The sequence below is a fragment of the Asticcacaulis sp. W401b genome, from assembly GCF_046503825.1.
Classification (GTDB): Bacteria; Pseudomonadota; Alphaproteobacteria; order Caulobacterales; family Caulobacteraceae; genus Asticcacaulis.
The window spans coordinates 13585-30413 of the sequence record NZ_JBKFEE010000003.1 but is presented as its reverse complement, the minus strand read 5'-3'; the positions used below and the strand labels follow the sequence as shown (position 1 = coordinate 30413).

The window sequence follows — 16829 nt, the reverse complement described above, 5'->3', positions numbered from 1 at the left end:
GCCGTCGTGGGCGCTTTGGGGCCTTGCCAAACCGCTATGGGAGCCTGTAAACAGCGCTCTCCGAACCGGGGCGGGCGATTATGCGCCTGCATCAAAGTGCCGCTTTAGCTCAGCCGGTAGAGCACCTCATTCGTAATGAGGGGGTCAGGTGTTCGAGTCACCTAAGCGGCACCATCACCTTGTTCGCCGAAGTGCGCCAAAGGTTGAAAAATCCAATAAAATCTGTTAGTTTAGGCACTAGTCGGTCGCTAGTGTCCGCTCTCGTTCGCCTGCATCCGGGCGATTTTGGGGGCCACGGTGGGGGCCACTTGAAATCCTCAAAAATGCGTGGCCCCCAATGCCGATTGTAGCAACCCAAATCCGTAACGCTAAGCCTGGGCCGAAGCCCTATAAATTGACCGACGAGAAAGGATTGTTCCTTCTGGTTCAGCCGTCGGGCGGCATGCTTTGGCGCATGAAATACCGTATTGACGGAAATGATGATGAGGGACGCCCCAAGCGCATAGAAAAGAAGCTTGGGCTTGGCACATATCCTGAAGTCAGCCTGAAAGAAGCCAGGGAGCGTCGAGACGAGGCGCGACGTATGTTAGCTAATGGCATTGATCCAGCCGAACAGAAGCAGCGCGACAAGCACGCCGCCAAGGTGGCAGCGGCCAATACCTTCGGTGTTGTGGCAAAAGCCTACATCGCCAAGAACAAACGCGACGGCCTGGCAGAGGCGACGGTCATAAAGAGAGAGTGGTTCACGCGCCTGGTCGAAAAGTCGCTCGGCCATCGGCCCATTGGCGAAATCAAGCCGTACGAAGTCCTTGACGCCGTCCGTCCATTCGAGGCTTCGAAAAACGACGAGAAAGCGCACAGGACACTGCAGTTTATCGGGCAGGTCTTTCGCTACGCCGTGGCCAATCAACTCGCCCCTTCAGATCCGACGCGTGATTTGCGCGGCGCTCTGGCCAAGCGTAGCGCCAAACACCACGCCGCTATTCTTGATCCTGAAAAGGCCGGTGAAATGCTGCGCGCCATCGATGGTTATGAGGGGCACCCGTCAACGCGCATTGCCTTGCAGTTATCGGCACTGCTTTTTGTTCGCCCAGGTGAGCTTCGCCGGGCTGAATGGTCGGAAATCGATGTGACTTCAAATGTGTGGCGCATCCCGGCCGCAAAAATGAAAGCGCGTCAAGAGCACGCCGTTCCCCTTTGCCGACGGGCCATCGAGTTGTTCGAGGAAGCGAAAATGCTGTCCGGTGGCGGCCGCTACGTCTTTCCATCTATCCGCACACCTTTGGACCCCATGTCCGAAAACACGGTCAATGCGGCCTTGCGCCGACTGGGCTTTACCGGCGATGAAATGACCGCTCATGGATTTCGCGCCATGGCCAGCACCTTGCTCAATGAATCCAACAAATGGTCACCAGATGCCATCGAGCGAGCCCTGGCACACAAAGACAAGGACACCATTCGCGCAGCCTACCATCGTGGCGCGCATTGGGCCGAGCGCGTTGAAATGGCGCAGTGGTGGTCTGACTATCTGGATCAGCTTAAAGGCGGTGCGAACGTTCTTCCGCGAAAAGCTGGCTGAGAACGGTTACCAATTTCCTTAGTACAATTTCGAGGGGCAAATATGGACGAAGCCTATTTTGCGAGAACCTATGAGAGGCTTGGAGATGCGCTGTCCAAGCCTTTGGCCGAAAAGACAACATCCTTCCGGTCCTATTCCGTCGCCGAGATCGAAACTGCGCTTGAAAGCCGCCCGATCAAGTTGACCGAGCGCGGGCGCGCATACGGGTATGTCATTTCACCTCAACACTATGAAATGATTATGCGCATGGTCTGTCGGAAGATCGACATCGAGAAGCATTTCGAGAAAAACGACGACATCATAAGTGCGAGACTTCTCCAGGAGCTAAAAGCCGTTGCTCCTGAGAAGGCAGCAAATCTTTTTTCCGTCTTCTTTGCGCATGACGACCTTAAAGACGAGGCGGCGGTCCATTATGCCGCATTAGATGACATCGCAAAGGAGCCTGACACCCCTGAAGACCTTGCCCAGTTGATAGGCTTGACTCAGGCTTTTTTCACGTCAGTCATCGATAGGAAACATGAAGCGAGTGTCAGACTGCTGAACAGTGTCAGTGACGATATCCGAAAATTGGCAATAATGCGGCAGGAAAATCCTGAAAGAGCATCTAGCGCACTTCAGGTTGTCGAGGCCATCATCGCCGCAGCGGATCGCGATAGTCCGCAGAAAGGTGACGATTGTGATTCAACCAAACTTCCCAACCAACCAAGTGAAGGCCCTCTCTGTCAGGGAGTTTTGCCGTGAAATGAGCATCGGCAAAACCTTGTTCTACGAACAGGTAAAATCGAACAAGATACGAGTTCTCAAAATTGGCCGTAAGACGCTTGTGCCGATGAGCGAACTGTTGCGCCTGATGGAAACCAGCAGCCCGCCTGAAACAGCCGGGTGATATCGGCTGATGTCCAGGACGCTAGCTGAATAGCGTCCAACCCACTCCCCCTAACATCTTAACACGCCCTCTGTGGGCCAAAGGATCATCCACATGGAATATCCTCAAGGCATCCCCATGTCTGAAACAAGTATCGTCCCCTTTGAGTTCAAGGATATCGACGGCGTCACCATACCCTTCGTCGTGACGTCCTATCGTCGAGCCGGTGGCAGATGGTGTGCTTGTTTTTGCTGGCATCACCAGCACGATCAGCACCTACGCAGCAATCTGCTGTTCTGTTTCAAAATCTGGGCACGCACCGAACTTCAATTCTCCGACCTGAAACGCATCCAATTCTTTGCTGTCAGAATCGATGATGCGGGCCAGGTGTCGAGGTTCAAGGTCATCGGCGCGCACCGGCATGTTGGGCACCTGTTCCCAGTGCTCTTCCTACCGTTCGCCATTGCCAAGATGGTCAAGTCAGCCGCCCAGCGTCTCCAGCGCGAGATTTCCCGACCGAGAGTGAAGGCCGCAAATGTCAACGCCTGATCTTGCTGCGCGCCGCCCCGGTCAGGCCGGGGGAAAGCCCCAAAAGGCAAACACCAGAGCCAAGAATATCAGGAAGAAAATGGGGAAAGGAGGATCACACCCTACGCACACGTGTTTCTTTAGAAAACAAAGCGTTGCGCGTATGCGCAGCGCTTACGGTCAAGTGGCATATTTAAAACCGCCAGCTATAGCAACGGGTTGGGCGTATGCACTGCGCATACGGATGGCAGGCCTGTCATGACCTCCCGACATCCGTTCTCAATCCGCATAAGCCTCAGCCAAAAGGCGATGATCGAGGCCTACGGAGCCGCCCTTGGCCTTGATTTGTACCAGGCCGGTGTCCGCGTTTTTGAGGCGGGTCTGGCTTCGTTGGTCATGCCTGGAGCCGTGACGACCAGTACCGGCAATGACCTCATCGACGCCCTGGGTGACATCAGCGCCACAGTCAGGCGCATGGAAGCTATCACCGACCGCGCCTTGTTCACGGCGGTCTGCGCCTATGTCTACGCCCAGCGCACCGCCCTCAAGGGCGAAGCCGACCCCTCCAAAATCAACCAGGCTTTAGCGGCAGAGGCCGCCGAAGCGTACCAGCGCCAAAAGACGCTGGCCCAGAAAACACAGGTAAGCGGTCCATCATGAAAAACGTGCTCGAAAATCTGCAACGCGGTCAGGGGCTGCAAAATCTCAACCTTGCGGCCGCCACACACCGCCTCAGAGGTTATGCCATAATTCTGTTGGCTTCGACGGGCCTATGCGGCTTGGCTAGCCTAAAGCTATCGGTGTCACATGACGATCAGGTCCTCAGCGGTGAGTACGCCTATGCTGGTTTTACGAATTGGCTGGGCGGCAATGCCGCCGAGCCTCCTAAAATCAACATCTCAATTGAGGGTCGGCAAGTCCCCATCAGGGCATCGACCATCCTGCAAAGCGCCGAATATCAGGAGAGCTTTCGACGGTTTAAACTGTACGGCAGCCTGGGCGCATTTGCCGGTTTTTTAATCGGTCTAGGCGGATGCTACGGATGGACGCGGTGGCTCTCGGCGACCGGCGAAGAACTCGTCCAGGACGACGTATTGCGCGGGACGCATATTGTTGGTGAGCAGGTTTTGGCGCGCCACACCCAGGGTCTCGCCGGTTCACATCCAATCAGGATCGGCACGGTAGCGTGGCCATCAAACATGGAGACCCGGCACGCAGCGTTAATCGGGACGACCGGCGCCGGCAAGACAACCGTCCTACGCCAAATGCTGGATGCGATCGAGGCCAGGGGCGATTGCGCCATCGTCTATGATACCAGCGGCGAATTCGTCGCGCATTATTACGACCCGTCGCGTGGCGACATGATCCTGAATCCGTTCGATGAACGCGGCACCTATTGGAACCCCTTCAGCGAGATCAGTCACCCCGCCGATGCCGACCGCATCGCCGCGCAACTGATCACCGATTCCGGCGCAAAGGAGGATAGCGTCTGGACAACAGCGGGCCGGAATCTTCTGGCCAACATGATGCGGACTCTGTGGCAGGAGGGCAAGACCGACATTGCCGATCTGATCCAGGCCGTTCAGTCCATGTCGAAGGACGACCTGAAGACCTGGCTTCAGGACACGTCGTCATCGCGCATCTTTGCGGAGGATGCCGACCGGGCGACGGGATCGGTCCTGTTCATGCTGACTAAGGCATCCGCCATTTTGCAGTACCTGCGCACCGGGCCAGGTGATGGCGGATCATTCAGCTTCCGCGCCTTCTTCAAGGGGCTGGACGCTATACCAGGACGCAAGCCCTGGGTCTTCGTTCAGCGCAAGGAAGATTATTTCGAGGCTATGAAGCCCCTTATGGCTTGCTGGCTCGATTGCGCCGCCACCTCTATCTTGGGGCTGGAGGTGAGCAAGGCCCGCCGCGTATGGATGCTGCTGGACGAGCTTCCCGACATCCCAAGGGTTGATCAGCTTTTGCGGCTCTTGCCACAAGGCCGGAAGTTCGGCGCGTCCGTCGTCATCACCTTCCAGAGTATCGGCCAGATGCACGACCGGTATGGACGCGAGGGCGCAGAGGCCATGTTGGGTTGCGCCAATACCAAGTTGTTTTTGCAGACCATCGATTCCGACACGCGGCTCTGGATTAGCAAGACACTTGGTGATGTAGAAATCGAAATCCGCGCCGCCACGGACAATATGGACTTCGAGTATGGCAAGGGCCGCACCAGCCTTGGTACCTCCCGACAGGTTCGGCCTGCCGTTATCGAGTCCCAGCTTAGACTTCCGCCGCATACCGGCTATCTGCAATTGCCAGATGGCTTGCCGATTGCCCTGATCCGGTTGAGCAATGGCCAAATCATAGCCCGTCGCGAACCAGGTCATGCCGCCTTCATCCCCGGTGATATTGCCGACACCTATTGGGGTAAAGGGCAGCGCCAGACCGACCGAGCACAGAGCGCCTCGCCTATTCTGCCGACCGGAGGGCCGGTCTGATGGTCGCCACCATATCCGCCATCCGCAGCTCGGGTCAGGCCGCTAGCTATTTTGAATCCGACGACTATTATAGCGAGGGCGGGGTGTCGCCGTCCGAATGGCAGGGTGAAGGTGCCAAAGCGCTCGACCTGAAGGGCGAAGTTGACCGTGACAGGTTCAAGGAGTTGCTGGAAGGCAAGCTCCCCGATGGCACGACCTTGGGGACCAACAAATCCGATGTCCTGGAGCATCGACCTGGTTGGGACTTGACCCTTTCGGCGCCCAAATCGGTTTCGGTCATGGCTTTGGTGGCAGGCGACGAACGTCTTGTCGAAGCCCATGCCAAGGCCGCCTCAGTCACTATGGCGTTCATCGAGGAGTTCGCAGCAGAAACCCGCGTTCGGGGCAAGGATGGCGTTGAACATGTTCAAACTGGCAATCTGGTCATAGGGTCTTTCCTGCACCAGACCAGCCGGGAGGAAGACCCGCAGCTTCATACCCATAATGTCATATTGAATATGACCCAGGACGAGGACGGCAACTGGCGTAGTCTCGAATCCCGGCCCCTCTACCAAATCCAGAAAGCGGCCGGGGAGATTTACCGGCAGGAATTGGCGCACCGGGTTGCGCAACTGGGTTATGAGATCGATGTTGGCAAGGACTCTAACTTTGAGATCAAGGGTTTGAGCCGGGACCTATTGCTGGCTTTCAGCGAGCGGTCGTCTCAGATCGAGAAGCATCTGGAGGCACGCGGCAAGGATCGCGCATCCGCGTCCGCCGAAGAAAAGCAGATCGCGGCGCTCGACACCCGCGAGGCTAAGGGCGAGATCGACCGGACCGGATTGGTGCAGGGCTGGCGCGACAAGGCCGATGAACTTGGTTTCGACCAGGCCAAGCGTCAGGACCTTGTTCATGCGGCGGAGCAGCTGGCCGAAGACGACCGGCGATCACTCCTTATAAAGGGCGAAGCCGAAGCCCTGGCGCATACGGCGGTGGCATTCGCCCACAACAAATTGGGTGAGCGCCAGGCGGTGTTTTCCAGCGTGGACCTGCAAAAGGAGGCAGGACGCTTCGGCATGGGCCGGGTGGACAATGCCGTCATTCGCGGGGCCATGGCGCAGGCAGTCGAGCGTGGCGAGCTTGTGCCGCGCGCCTACATCAACCGTCAGGGCCGCGAGGGCCAGGGTTACACGACCCGCGCCAGTCTCGACTATGAGCAGCGACTGTTGAGCGCCGAAATGCGCGGCAGGCATGGGGCCGAGGCAGTCGCCGCCCCTATCAAGGCCGCCGAGATCGTAGCGACCGCCGCGCGTAATTCAGAGGATCAGGGCTTTGGCTGGACTGATGACCAGAGGCAGGCAACCAAAGGCCTACTGGCAAGTACACATGCCGTTACCGCCATCCAGGGCTATGCCGGGACGGCCAAGACGACGACGGTGTTGGCAACGTTCGCCGATGCAGCTCAGGCAGCGGGTTTTGAGATCAAGGCAATGGCCCCGTCCGCGTCAGCGGCACAGACCCTTGGCGACGCCCTCACCCTGCCTGCCGTTACGGTCGAACGTCACCTTCGCCTGTTGGAGCGGCAGGCCGAGCCGAAAACCAATGACCGGCAAATCTGGCTGATAGATGAGGCCAGTCTGATATCGGCACGGGATATGACCCGCCTGCTGGAGGCCGCCGAACAGCGAGGGGCCAGGACCGTTCTTGTCGGCGACTACAAACAGCTAAATTCTGTCGGCGCCGGTGCGGCATTCCGCCAACTTCAGGAAGCCGGGATGCCGACGTTCAAGCTGGAAAAGGTTGTGCGCCAAACCAATGAATTGACGTTGGAGGCTGTAGAACATTCCATAAAGGGCAAAGCCAAACAGGCTCTTGACGCGCTTGATCGCGGCGGTGGCCGTGTGATGGAGCACGCCACCGCCTCCGACCGTATGGGAGCCATCGCCGACACCTATGCCGCACTCAGCGAAGACGAGCGACGCAAGACCATCGTCATTGACCCGTCACGCGAAGGCCGTGACTTGTTGACCGACCAGATCAGAAACGCCCTGGCTGACAAGGGAGAACTTGGCGACCAGGCCATAACCATGCGCACCTTGAACCAGAAGGACATGACCAGGGCTGAGATCAGGGCAGCCAAGGCGTATGAACCCGGCGACGTGGTGATATTCAACAAGGCCGACCGAGCGTACGGCATCGAGCGAGGCGCGGCATTTGACGTGGCGCGGGTTGATACACACAAAGGCACAGTCGCTCTCCGCGACAAACACGGCCAAGAGCGAAACTGGCAGCCCGACACATGGGGAAGCGTCGAAGTGTTCCAGGGCCAAAACCGCGAATTGCGCGCAGGGGACAGGATCGAGTTTACCCGCAACAATGCCGCCCAGGCCCGGATCAATGGCCTGAAGGCCGAGGTGACGAAGGTGAACCCGGATCGGGAAACCATCACCATCAAGACCGAGCGCGGCAAGACCGTCACCCTGTCTATCCATGAGGCGTCCGACCAGCATATCCGCCATGCCTATGTGCAGACTGCCTATGCCTCCCAGGGACAGACGGCGGAACGGGCCTTCATCCATTTTGAGAGCAACCGGACGAACCTCGTTGACCAGAGCGTTCTCTATGTCAGCATATCTCGCGCCAAGGCCGAGGCCGTGATCTATACTGACGACCGCGACAAGCTGATTCAAGGGATACACGAACGGTCAGGCCAGGCCCAAAGTGCTTTGAAACAGAGTGCCGACCACACGATTAAGCAGAGCTGGTCCATATAAAATCGAGAGTCGGGTAACTGTAAGTCGTGCTAAGAAAGCCAAACATACTGCCTATGCCATGCCAACGCGGGAAGATGTTGAGGTGATAGTGGCAAAGGAGAGGCGTCGGAAAGCAACATATGCACGGCCGCCTCATCGCTAAGCGCCGGCGAGGCAATGGCCCGCCCGTTATTGTCAAAGCTAACCAAGCCAGCGTCAAAAGCCGCATCCCACAGCGACGAGAGCAGTAGGCCATTATGGACATCCAGGCGCTGGTCATCAGACGTGCAGGCGGCCCATGGAACGATGTGGGAGGCGCGCAACAGTGCGGTATCGGTAATGCCGGTCAAGGGGCACGTGCGGTTCCAGTATTCCATCAAGGCGGCGCGGAAGATGTCCTGCCCCTTGCGAATCCGCACGGTTTGTTCGGCTTCAGTAGTGCCTAAGCCTTCAGTTTCCTTGAGGAATTGCTCCAGCGGAAAGGTCGGTAAACTCATCGACAGCCGGTAGGCCTGGCTGACGCCCATAAACAGAGCGTCGAGGTCGTCGAAGACTAAAGCGGCCGCATGACCACGCGCGCAGGGCGTAGCTGTGGCAAAGTGACGGCTGACCAACTCACGGGCGGTGCCGTCATGCTGGATCGACAGAACAAAGGGGCCGCGGTCGGACAAGGCGGCCAGGGCGATTTCGCCGGGTGCCGTGCTGGAGCGAAAAAATATCCACCCCGCGGCTTCTTCCGGACCGATACGATAGCCGTGTTCAAAGGCAGCGTCCTTCAGGCGTACCATAAGACCGAAAGGATAGGTCATCAGGCGCTTGCGAGCGTCAATCACAGCCATAACGCACGTCCCAACCAATTGGCTGGAAAGCCCATGGCGGCAACGTCACCCGTTGGATGTTGCGCAATCAGGGCTTTCAGGTCCGCAGCAAAGGTGCTCGCCAGGTCGACCTTTTGAAGAACAAAGGCAATAATGCATAAGGTGTTGTAAAGTTGTGCCGGGCTGCCTGGTTCCAGACTTGTGGCCAAATCGGATGGCCGGCGTGGTAAGGCAGGTCGGATTTGAAAGTGACGGTTCCACAGTCGCCCGTGATGCGCACAGGTGTTTCTGACCACGACGAGATGATGGACGAATGGAACCATAACGCGCTCGTCAAGGCCAAAAGGATTGGCAATGGCTTGTCGGTCCGACGGCTGCGCTAGCAATTTGTACCATCGCGACAGACTACCAAAAGACATGACCTCGGACGCCATCCATACCGGCGGCATCGCTGGCTCCGCATATTTTGCGTAGTAATGCTTGATGAAAACGTCCTTGGAGCGCCTTACCTCTTTGATCAGGTTGGATAGATTATCGAGATAGTCTTCGGAATTTTGGTACAAAACGGGCGACAAATAGGCGTGAGGGCCGCCACTCAGTGCCAAGACATGTGCCCAACTGCCGCGCACGGCGACTTCGATACGGTCGATGGCGTCGGTGACCAACATGCGTAGCTTGCGATCAAATTCATACAGGGCCAGGACTGTATCGAGACTTGTACCCGGCAAAAATCGTGGGCCAGTCGCACCCTTCGGATGCTCAAAGGGCAGCCAATAGGCGCTGAGCCGGTAGTAGCTAATGTGCTGCAAAGCATGCAGGGCGGCCGCTTGATCCGGCACAATCATTCCATGAGCGATAAGTCGCGCCAATTGATCAGCGTGGCTAAGAGCGGGTTTGGCAAAGGGCGGCTTCATCAGCTACCCCCCTGGGCAGGCGTGAAAACCATAGCCCAGAAACAAATGACCCGCCTGGTGCGCGAGCCAAGGCCTAAGCCGAGACAAGAAGCGTGGCGGGTTCTGTTGCGACCTATGTAGGGGCTCAGTGTGAAAATATCAATAACATATTTTACGCTGACGAGGACTGTATCGGTCAGGTATTTTGACGTGCTCATGACCATTCCTGCGCCTCCAGGCGGTCCCACGCTTCCAGGACCAGGCGCTGGGTGCGGTATTCCTTGAAGTCGCGCATTTCCTTATTTTTCAGCACGCGGAAGGTTTCGGAGGGGTAATCCTCTCCCATGACATCGGCGGGATCGAGGATATATCGCAGTTCGTCCCGTGTTAATCCGTAGGCTCGGGCATAGAAGGCATCCAGGTCGGCGCGCAACAGCGCTCTGCGGTCTTCGTCCCAGGCAAAGGGCGGGCCGTGATGGCCCAGATCGCGGGCAAAGGGGGCCATGGCATGGCTGGTATAGGTCAGTTCCAGCACGCGCGGGATGACGAACCTACAATCAACACCAGAATAAGCCGCAGGTGGGATAATAGGCAGTTGCTGGAACACATTAAATTTGAGATGTGTCCCTCCAATTTTTTGCCTGACGCAGTAATCGTGAGTAATGCTTGATAAGCACGAGATTAATAGTGCTGCGTGTTCCGCGTCGCCATTTTTCAGAAACATTAGCAATAACGTGTCTGCTGAGCCGCAAAGGGGAAAAATGTCAGCAATCATACTTCGTTCGTTGGAAGCGTTTGTAATATCTCTCCAACCAGTTAGCCATTTACATTTCCAATTTTTAGCATCCAATCGTTCCAACGCTTCTGTCTCTGGAACCCAGTAGCGAGGAGTTATTTCGAAATTCGCATTGGCCTTTGAATCTAAACTTACGTCAACGCTGTCAGCACCCTTGTACGTGGACCAGCGATGGTCGAAGTGATGAACCATCTTAGCCTCGTACAACGGTATAAATCTCTCCAGAGCCTTTTCATAATTTGGGGCAACCAGTTTGAAGCCCAATGCTTCCAATTGATTGGCAGTACGAAACAAATGCGAATCTTCTGACATATGCCAAATGCGACTAGCGAGGTCTAGTTGCCAGGTATTACCTGCTCCGCCCTGCGCCTCGTGGATCAGCACCGGCACGCGGTCATAGATCTTCGCCGTCAGTTCGGCATCGCGGCGTGAGCGAAACACCGGCGCGGTTTTGGTGTTGGGGTTGATGCGGGCGATCTGTTGCGGGCTTAGGGTAAAGCGGCGCTCGGCTTCCAGCAGATGGGCGGTATCGGTCAGGAAGAAGGCAAACTGCGCCAGGGCGATATTGTGGCCCACCGTCAGCAGGCAGAATTTGAAGCTACGGTGGACGCCCTCGAACAGAGCCTCGCGGTTTTCAAAGTCGAACAGGCTGGCCAGTCTTTGGCCATCGACCAGACTGCCAAAAAAAGGCGCGGTGGTGGCGTCGGTGGCGATGCCGGTCGGCACGATGACGCCGGACCGGCCCCTGCGGTTGGTCAGGCGGGCAAAGTGTTCGGCAAACAGGGCATAGGTGTTGACATCGCCGCGTCCGGTCAGCGCAAAGCGGCCACCGTCTTCGCCGGGTACGCGGGCAAATTCCGACGCGGCTTCGGCCGAGCGGCGGGCGACCTCGAAACGGTCGTAGAGGACGCGCTGCGGCGTTTCTGGTGCGGCGTCGCGCAGGGCGTTGATCAGCCGGGTGCGCGCGGCGGCATTGGGAGCAGTGGCGATATCGGGGTCGAGGGCGGCAAAAAACTCTTTCTCTTGCAGCTTGATGCGTTCCCACGGCGGATTGCCGATCACCACGTCAAAACCGCCCGCCTCGAAGATGTCCGGAAATTCCAGCGGCCAGTGGAAGGCGTAGGCCTCCCCAGCCAGTTCGACCGCCAATCCGGTCAGTTGCGGGTTGCCCTGTGCGCCCGATAAGGCTGTCTTGACGTCGTGGGTGGTCGGTACCTTGTCCGGCACCTGAATGCCCTGGATCGTCCCGGCCATTAGCCGTTTGGGGCGCAGAAAGGCGGCGACATAGAGGTCACAGGCGGTCTTTTTGGCCCACCAGTTGGTCCCCTGGCGCAACGCTGCAAAGGCTTGCGCCTTGGCCTTGAGCTGGGACGGGGTGTCCTCGGTCATGGCGTGGACCCTGGCCTGGGCGGCAGCCAGGTCGGCGGGGGCGTTGATGCCGGTGAGGTCCTGGTCGGTCCGGCCACGCTGATTGCGGTTGACCTTCATCAGGATCTTGCAGGCTTCCTTGTCGTCGCCGCTCAGGGCCTTATAGGCGGCGTCGGGGATACCCTTGTCCAGTACGGACAGGTCGAACACACCCAGAAGGCTGTCGCCGCAACGGATATTGGCATCAAGGAATCCGAGCGGTTTGCCCGGCTCAACCGTCTCGATCCACAAAGCGACCTTGGTCAGTTCAACGGCCATAGGGTTGCGGTCAACGCCATAGATGGTGTTGCGCACCACGTCACGCATGGCGGCGTTGTAGTCAGGGGCATCAGGGTTCCTGATCTGCGCCACCCGGTTGGCCATCCGCCGCGCGGCCCCCAGCAGAAAGTGGCCGGAACCACAGGCCGGGTCGATGACGGTCAGCTTCAGGATGCCGTCGGCGCCATTTTCCGCCTCAGCACGGTCGAGCACGGGATCAAGCGCGGAGTCGAGCAAGGCCTGAACTAAGCTGTCGGGGGTGTAATAGCTTCCACTGGTCTTGCGGGCATTGCCTTTCTGCTCCGCGCCACCGGCGAAGCTAAATTTGCGGCCATGGTCTTCACGGATGGGGACCAGTTCCAGCAGGCCCTCATAGACCGAGCCCAGTTCTTCGGTCGCCATGTCGCGCCAGTTGATGCGAACGCGCTGCCCCTTGTCGATCAGGAAACTGAGGCGGAAGATGGCGGTCAGGAACGCCTTGTTGGGCAGGCGCGCCGCGTTGAGATCGGGCGTCAGGTCCGAACTGAACAAACCGCCCAAGGCCGGCAGGCCGAGCCGCTTTTCACCGTATTCCAGGGCCTTGAAGGTGACCAGAATGCCTTCCCAGGCATCGGCGTGGTGGTCATGGGCGGATCGCCGCCCGGCGCGTTGGCGCAGGCAGTCAAATCCGTAGGCGTCTTTGTACAGATCGCGCAAGGCCATGGCGGTGTTACGGGGGTGTAGCAGGTCGCGATCTTCGGCCACCGCCAGGAAGATCAGGCGATAGACGATGCGCAGGATCTGCTCGAACAAGGCCTTCATCGGCAGGCTGTTGTCATCGAGACGTTGGCGCAAGTGCGGATTGGCGTCGAGGAAGCCCTGCCCCAGGGCCAAGAGGGCGTCTTCGACATTGGCCCCCAGGCGTTGCCGCGCAGCAGTGCCCGCCTGTTGACCGGCTTCACGCCACCGTTCCAGAGCACAGTCGGTCGTCGGCTGGCCTTCGCCGCCGAAGCGGGTGGCATGGATCAGCAGCCACAGGGCGGTGAAGTCAGAGAAGATCTCGTCCTTGAAAATGGCGCTCAGATCGGCCTCGATATAGGACTGCCGCGTCAGACTGGCGTTGTCGCGCATCAGCCGAAGACGATCACCGGCGAAACACAGGCCCCACATGGCCTGGTCGTTGGCATTGAGCCAGTCTTGCAGCAGCACGACCGGAGAGCGACGCGCGATGGTGCCGCCTTCGTCGCCCAGTTCGGGCAGGGATTTGTTGAAGCCGTCACCGTTGCTGAGCGGGGCGGCGACAACCACCGGGATGCGACCACCTCGACCTTCCCACGCAATGCGGTAGGTATGGTCGTCGTGGCTGTGGCGATGGGGGCCCGTCAGATGTTCAAAGCCGAAGGCGCCTTCCAGCACGGCTTTGGCGAACTGAGCCACCTGCACGGCATTGGGGTTTTCGATCCGCGCATAAGCCTGCCAATGGGCCTGGGCGATACGAAAGTAGCGGGTGATTTCGTCGCGCAGATTGGTGCCCTTTGGGCAGTTGTAGTCGGCGGCGGTCTTGAGGTCCGGCGGCGTCGCGGCAATCAAGGCCAGTTGCGCCGGGGAGATGAGACCGCCTTCGATTGTGATAGCGGTCAGGCCACTGTCGCTGTCGCGGCGTTGGTGACGGGCCATTATTCGCCCTCCGGCAGCAGGACGTAGATGCCGATGATGTCGGCGGGCAAGACGGGCTGGACTTCAACCGTGGCCCCGCCCCGGGCGGCTTCTGTCAGGCGCAGATGGTCGTCGGATAGCACAGCGGCACGTTCGGCCGCGAACCCGGCAATGGCTGTGGTGTAGGTTGGGTAGCGTTCCAGAGCGCGGGTGACCTGACGCTCGATCGCCGTCGGGTCGAGATTGCCGGAGGCCTCGGGTTCAAGCAATTCCAGGGCGCCCGGCCCCTTCGCCAGCACGTCACTGCCCGCGCCACCGAATGCCAGGCAGGTGGCCTCTTCGGCAAGCATCAGCCGGTTAAGGCGGCCGCTGGTCACCAGTTTGAAACGCAGTCGCATGACCAGAAGCGTCGTTAATTGGCTGACGGCCCGCGTCCGCCACGCCCCCGTCCGACCCAAGGGTTTGAACGAAGCACTGCGTGGGTCAAGAGCGCCCTCGGTCATGCTTTCCGCCAAAGCCGCGACTAAGGGGTGGGCGCGACCGATATACATGACGTCCGGCTGGGGATCATCATTGAAGGTAATAGCGCGACTGCCCTTGAAACCGCGGGCCTCCAGTCGATCCTTCAAGGTTTGTGGTAATGGGTCAAAGTGGACGACGTTGTGGCTGCCCTTCTTGCCCAGGTCGGCGCCGACCCGGCTAAGGGCACGTTGGGTGAACCGGGCGACCTCGTCCGCGCCGCCGTTCAAGGCACGCATCTTTTGCCATTCGGGCAAAACCTCCTCTGGCTTCAGGCGGCCCTGGGCGTAGCGGGCGCGGCTGCCCTTGGCGTTTTCTTCGGCATCGCGCCATTTGATATCGAAGCGCTGAGCCGCTGCACCGAAGTCGAAACTCAACTGCTTTCGCGGCGTCGAAGATTTCAGAAGCAATGCCTGCATCAAAGCTGAGGTGACGCCTTCATTGTCTTCCGGCATAGGTACGGAAATGCCCGTGGCCTGCTGAATAGCCTCAGCCTTGCGAATGATAACACTCAGCACGGCGCCGTCGATGGCGCTATTCTCGCCGAACATGGTGATGGAGCGGACGATCTTCGATTTTTGGCCGTACCGGTCGACGCGACCTTCACGTTGCTGGTGGCGGGTCGGGTTCCAGCTGAGATCGTAGTGGATGACGGCATCGAAGAGGCTTTGCAGATTGATGCCTTCCGACAGACAATCTGTGGCGACAAGGATGCGCTTTTCAAAGGTATCCAGGGCCGAGACGCGCTGACGGCGTTCCTCCGGCGGCAGGACGCCAGTGACAACAGAAACTTCGTAGGTCGGAAAAGCCTTCTTTAGTTGTTCCCCCAGTGCGTTAGCTGTGGCGATAAACCGACAGAACACGACCGGTCGAGCCCCCTTCTTCAAAATGTCTTCCAACTCGGAGACGAGGCTTTTAACCTTGGGGTCCTTGTCACGTTTCGCGTCAAGTGCGTCGGCTAGGGCTATCAACTCTCGTAAAGCTTGGTGTTCTTCGTCATCACTATTGGGCGTGCCGGGTTCGAGGTCGCTCTCGTCCATCATGCCGTCAACCTCGTCGAACACGATAGGTTCGATGCTGTCCTCGTCCGACAAGCCTGTCAGTCGGTTCCGTAACGCGTTGCCGGCTGCGGCGGGCGACGACCCTACGCAACGCATCAGGGCCAGGGTGCCCCAGAAGGCCAGACGACGACGGCGTTGATCACCACCAGCCCTGTCCGTGACACTTAGGCAGTAGTCAATGACGCGCTCATTAAACGTCAGGAAGTCGGACGTAAGATTGTAAGGCGCATCGGCCTTGAGATGTTGGGCAAAAGCCCGCCGCTCTTGCCATCCGCCTTCGGTAATGTCTGGACGTCGTCTCTGGACATAGTGTTGGGCTAGGCGTTCGCGATAGCGTTCCTGAATATTGCGATCCAAGGTCTCTGGACGATGTGCAAAGTCAGAATGGATCAGACTGAGCAGACGGTCGAAGGCCGCCTCATCGCCGCTGTGGGGCGTAGCGGTCAGCAGCAATAGATGGCGGTCTTTGTCGGCCGCGAGCTTTTGCAGAAGTTCGTAGCGCTGATGTCGGCCCTTTTCGCCGCCGACACAGGTGTGGGCTTCGTCTACAATGACCATAGATGGACAGGTACGGGCAAAGTCGTCGCGTCGGCCATCTGACTTGATATAGTCCAGGCTGACAACCGTAAATGGATAGGCCTCGAACAAGCTCTGGGCTGCTGGAAGACCTCGCTCCAAACTCCGCGCCCGCGAAGATGTCACCGCCACCGCGTCGATGTCGAACTTTTCCTCCAGCTCGGCTACCCACTGGTCAACCAGGTGCGGCGGACATAGTACGGCGATGCGGTCTATCGTGCCACGATCGAGCAACTCGCGGACGATAAGACCAGCTTCGATGGTCTTGCCGATCCCCACATCGTCAGCAATAAGTAGGCGCGCAACTGGCAACTTCAGCGCCATCATTAGGGGGACGAGCTGATAGGCTCGGGGCTCGACACCTAGATGTGCGGCACAGCGAAACGGACCAGCGCCTCGGCGCAAGGACAGCCTCAAGGCGTCTGCCAGCAGTCGGGCACCGTCCTGGGTATCGGTTTGGGTCGGTGTAGGCAAGGCAAAGGTCGCAGGCTTTACTGGGTCGCGCTCAAGGGCAAGTAGAAGACGCTGGCTGTCCTCCTCCGAGCCCAACAGCGGACGTACATTCAGAATACCGTCGTCCGGCGAGGGCAGAACCACCCATTCGCGACCGCGCGCCTCGATCAGATCACCGGGAGCAAATCTAACGTCCATG

The 16829-nt window shown here is 58.6% G+C and carries 11 protein-coding genes and 1 tRNA gene; 8 read left to right on the top strand and 4 right to left on the bottom strand.

The features are described from left to right. The first annotated feature begins 98 nt into the window (after positions 1 to 98). The 8 genes from ACK8OE_RS07545 (at position 99) to mobF (ending at position 8214) form a co-directional block, all read left to right on the top strand. A tRNA-Thr gene (locus ACK8OE_RS07545) sits at positions 99 to 174 on the top strand. Positions 175 to 337: 163 nt separating this feature from the next. Next, positions 338 to 1579: a tyrosine-type recombinase/integrase gene (locus ACK8OE_RS07540; protein ID WP_410272052.1), complete on the top strand. Its 1242-nt coding sequence runs from the start codon at positions 338 to 340 to the stop codon at positions 1577 to 1579. 42 nt (positions 1580 to 1621) lie between these two features. Further along, entirely contained in the window at positions 1622 to 2320 is a 699-nt protein-coding gene (locus tag ACK8OE_RS07535) for a hypothetical protein (protein WP_410272051.1), read from the top strand. A 1-nt stretch (position 2321) separates the two neighbouring features. Continuing rightward, on the top strand, positions 2322 to 2465 hold the full coding sequence (locus ACK8OE_RS07530) for a hypothetical protein (protein ID WP_410272050.1): 144 nt from the start codon (positions 2322 to 2324) through the stop codon (positions 2463 to 2465). Positions 2466 to 2558: 93 nt separating this feature from the next. After that, on the top strand, positions 2559 to 2993 hold the full coding sequence (locus ACK8OE_RS07525) for a hypothetical protein (protein ID WP_410272049.1): 435 nt from the start codon (positions 2559 to 2561) through the stop codon (positions 2991 to 2993). Positions 2994 to 3230: 237 nt separating this feature from the next. After that, a complete protein-coding gene (locus tag ACK8OE_RS07520) occupies positions 3231 to 3632 on the top strand; it encodes a hypothetical protein (RefSeq protein ID WP_410272048.1) in 402 nt (133 codons plus the stop codon). After that, positions 3629 to 5461, top strand: a complete 1833-nt coding sequence (locus tag ACK8OE_RS07515; protein WP_410272047.1) for a type IV secretion system DNA-binding domain-containing protein — start codon at positions 3629 to 3631, stop codon at positions 5459 to 5461. Before ACK8OE_RS07520 ends, ACK8OE_RS07515 begins: the two co-directional genes overlap by 4 nt. Continuing rightward, a complete protein-coding gene (mobF, locus tag ACK8OE_RS07510) occupies positions 5461 to 8214 on the top strand; it encodes a MobF family relaxase (RefSeq protein WP_410272046.1) in 2754 nt (917 codons plus the stop codon). The genes ACK8OE_RS07515 and mobF overlap by 1 nt, the downstream gene beginning before the upstream one ends. A 29-nt stretch (positions 8215 to 8243) precedes the next feature. Here mobF and ACK8OE_RS07505 read toward each other — a convergent pair whose 3' ends face one another. From ACK8OE_RS07505 to ACK8OE_RS07490, 4 genes are all read right to left on the bottom strand, one after another. Then, a complete protein-coding gene (locus ACK8OE_RS07505) occupies positions 8244 to 9032 on the bottom strand; it encodes an HNH endonuclease (RefSeq protein ID WP_410272045.1) in 789 nt (262 codons plus the stop codon). After that, positions 9023 to 9925 (bottom strand): Abi family protein, encoded by a 903-nt coding sequence (locus tag ACK8OE_RS07500; protein WP_410272044.1) that lies wholly within the window; start codon positions 9923 to 9925, stop codon positions 9023 to 9025. The genes ACK8OE_RS07505 and ACK8OE_RS07500 overlap by 10 nt, the downstream gene beginning before the upstream one ends. Before the next feature lie 193 nt (positions 9926 to 10118). Then, positions 10119 to 14042, bottom strand: a complete 3924-nt coding sequence (locus ACK8OE_RS07495; RefSeq protein WP_410272043.1) for an Eco57I restriction-modification methylase domain-containing protein — start codon at positions 14040 to 14042, stop codon at positions 10119 to 10121. Next, positions 14042 to 16828 carry a DEAD/DEAH box helicase gene (locus ACK8OE_RS07490; RefSeq protein WP_410272042.1) on the bottom strand — a complete coding sequence of 929 codons (2787 nt, stop codon included), beginning with the start codon at positions 16826 to 16828 and terminating at the stop codon, positions 14042 to 14044. Before ACK8OE_RS07490 ends, ACK8OE_RS07495 begins: the two co-directional genes overlap by 1 nt. Between the last annotated feature and the right edge of the window lies 1 nt (position 16829).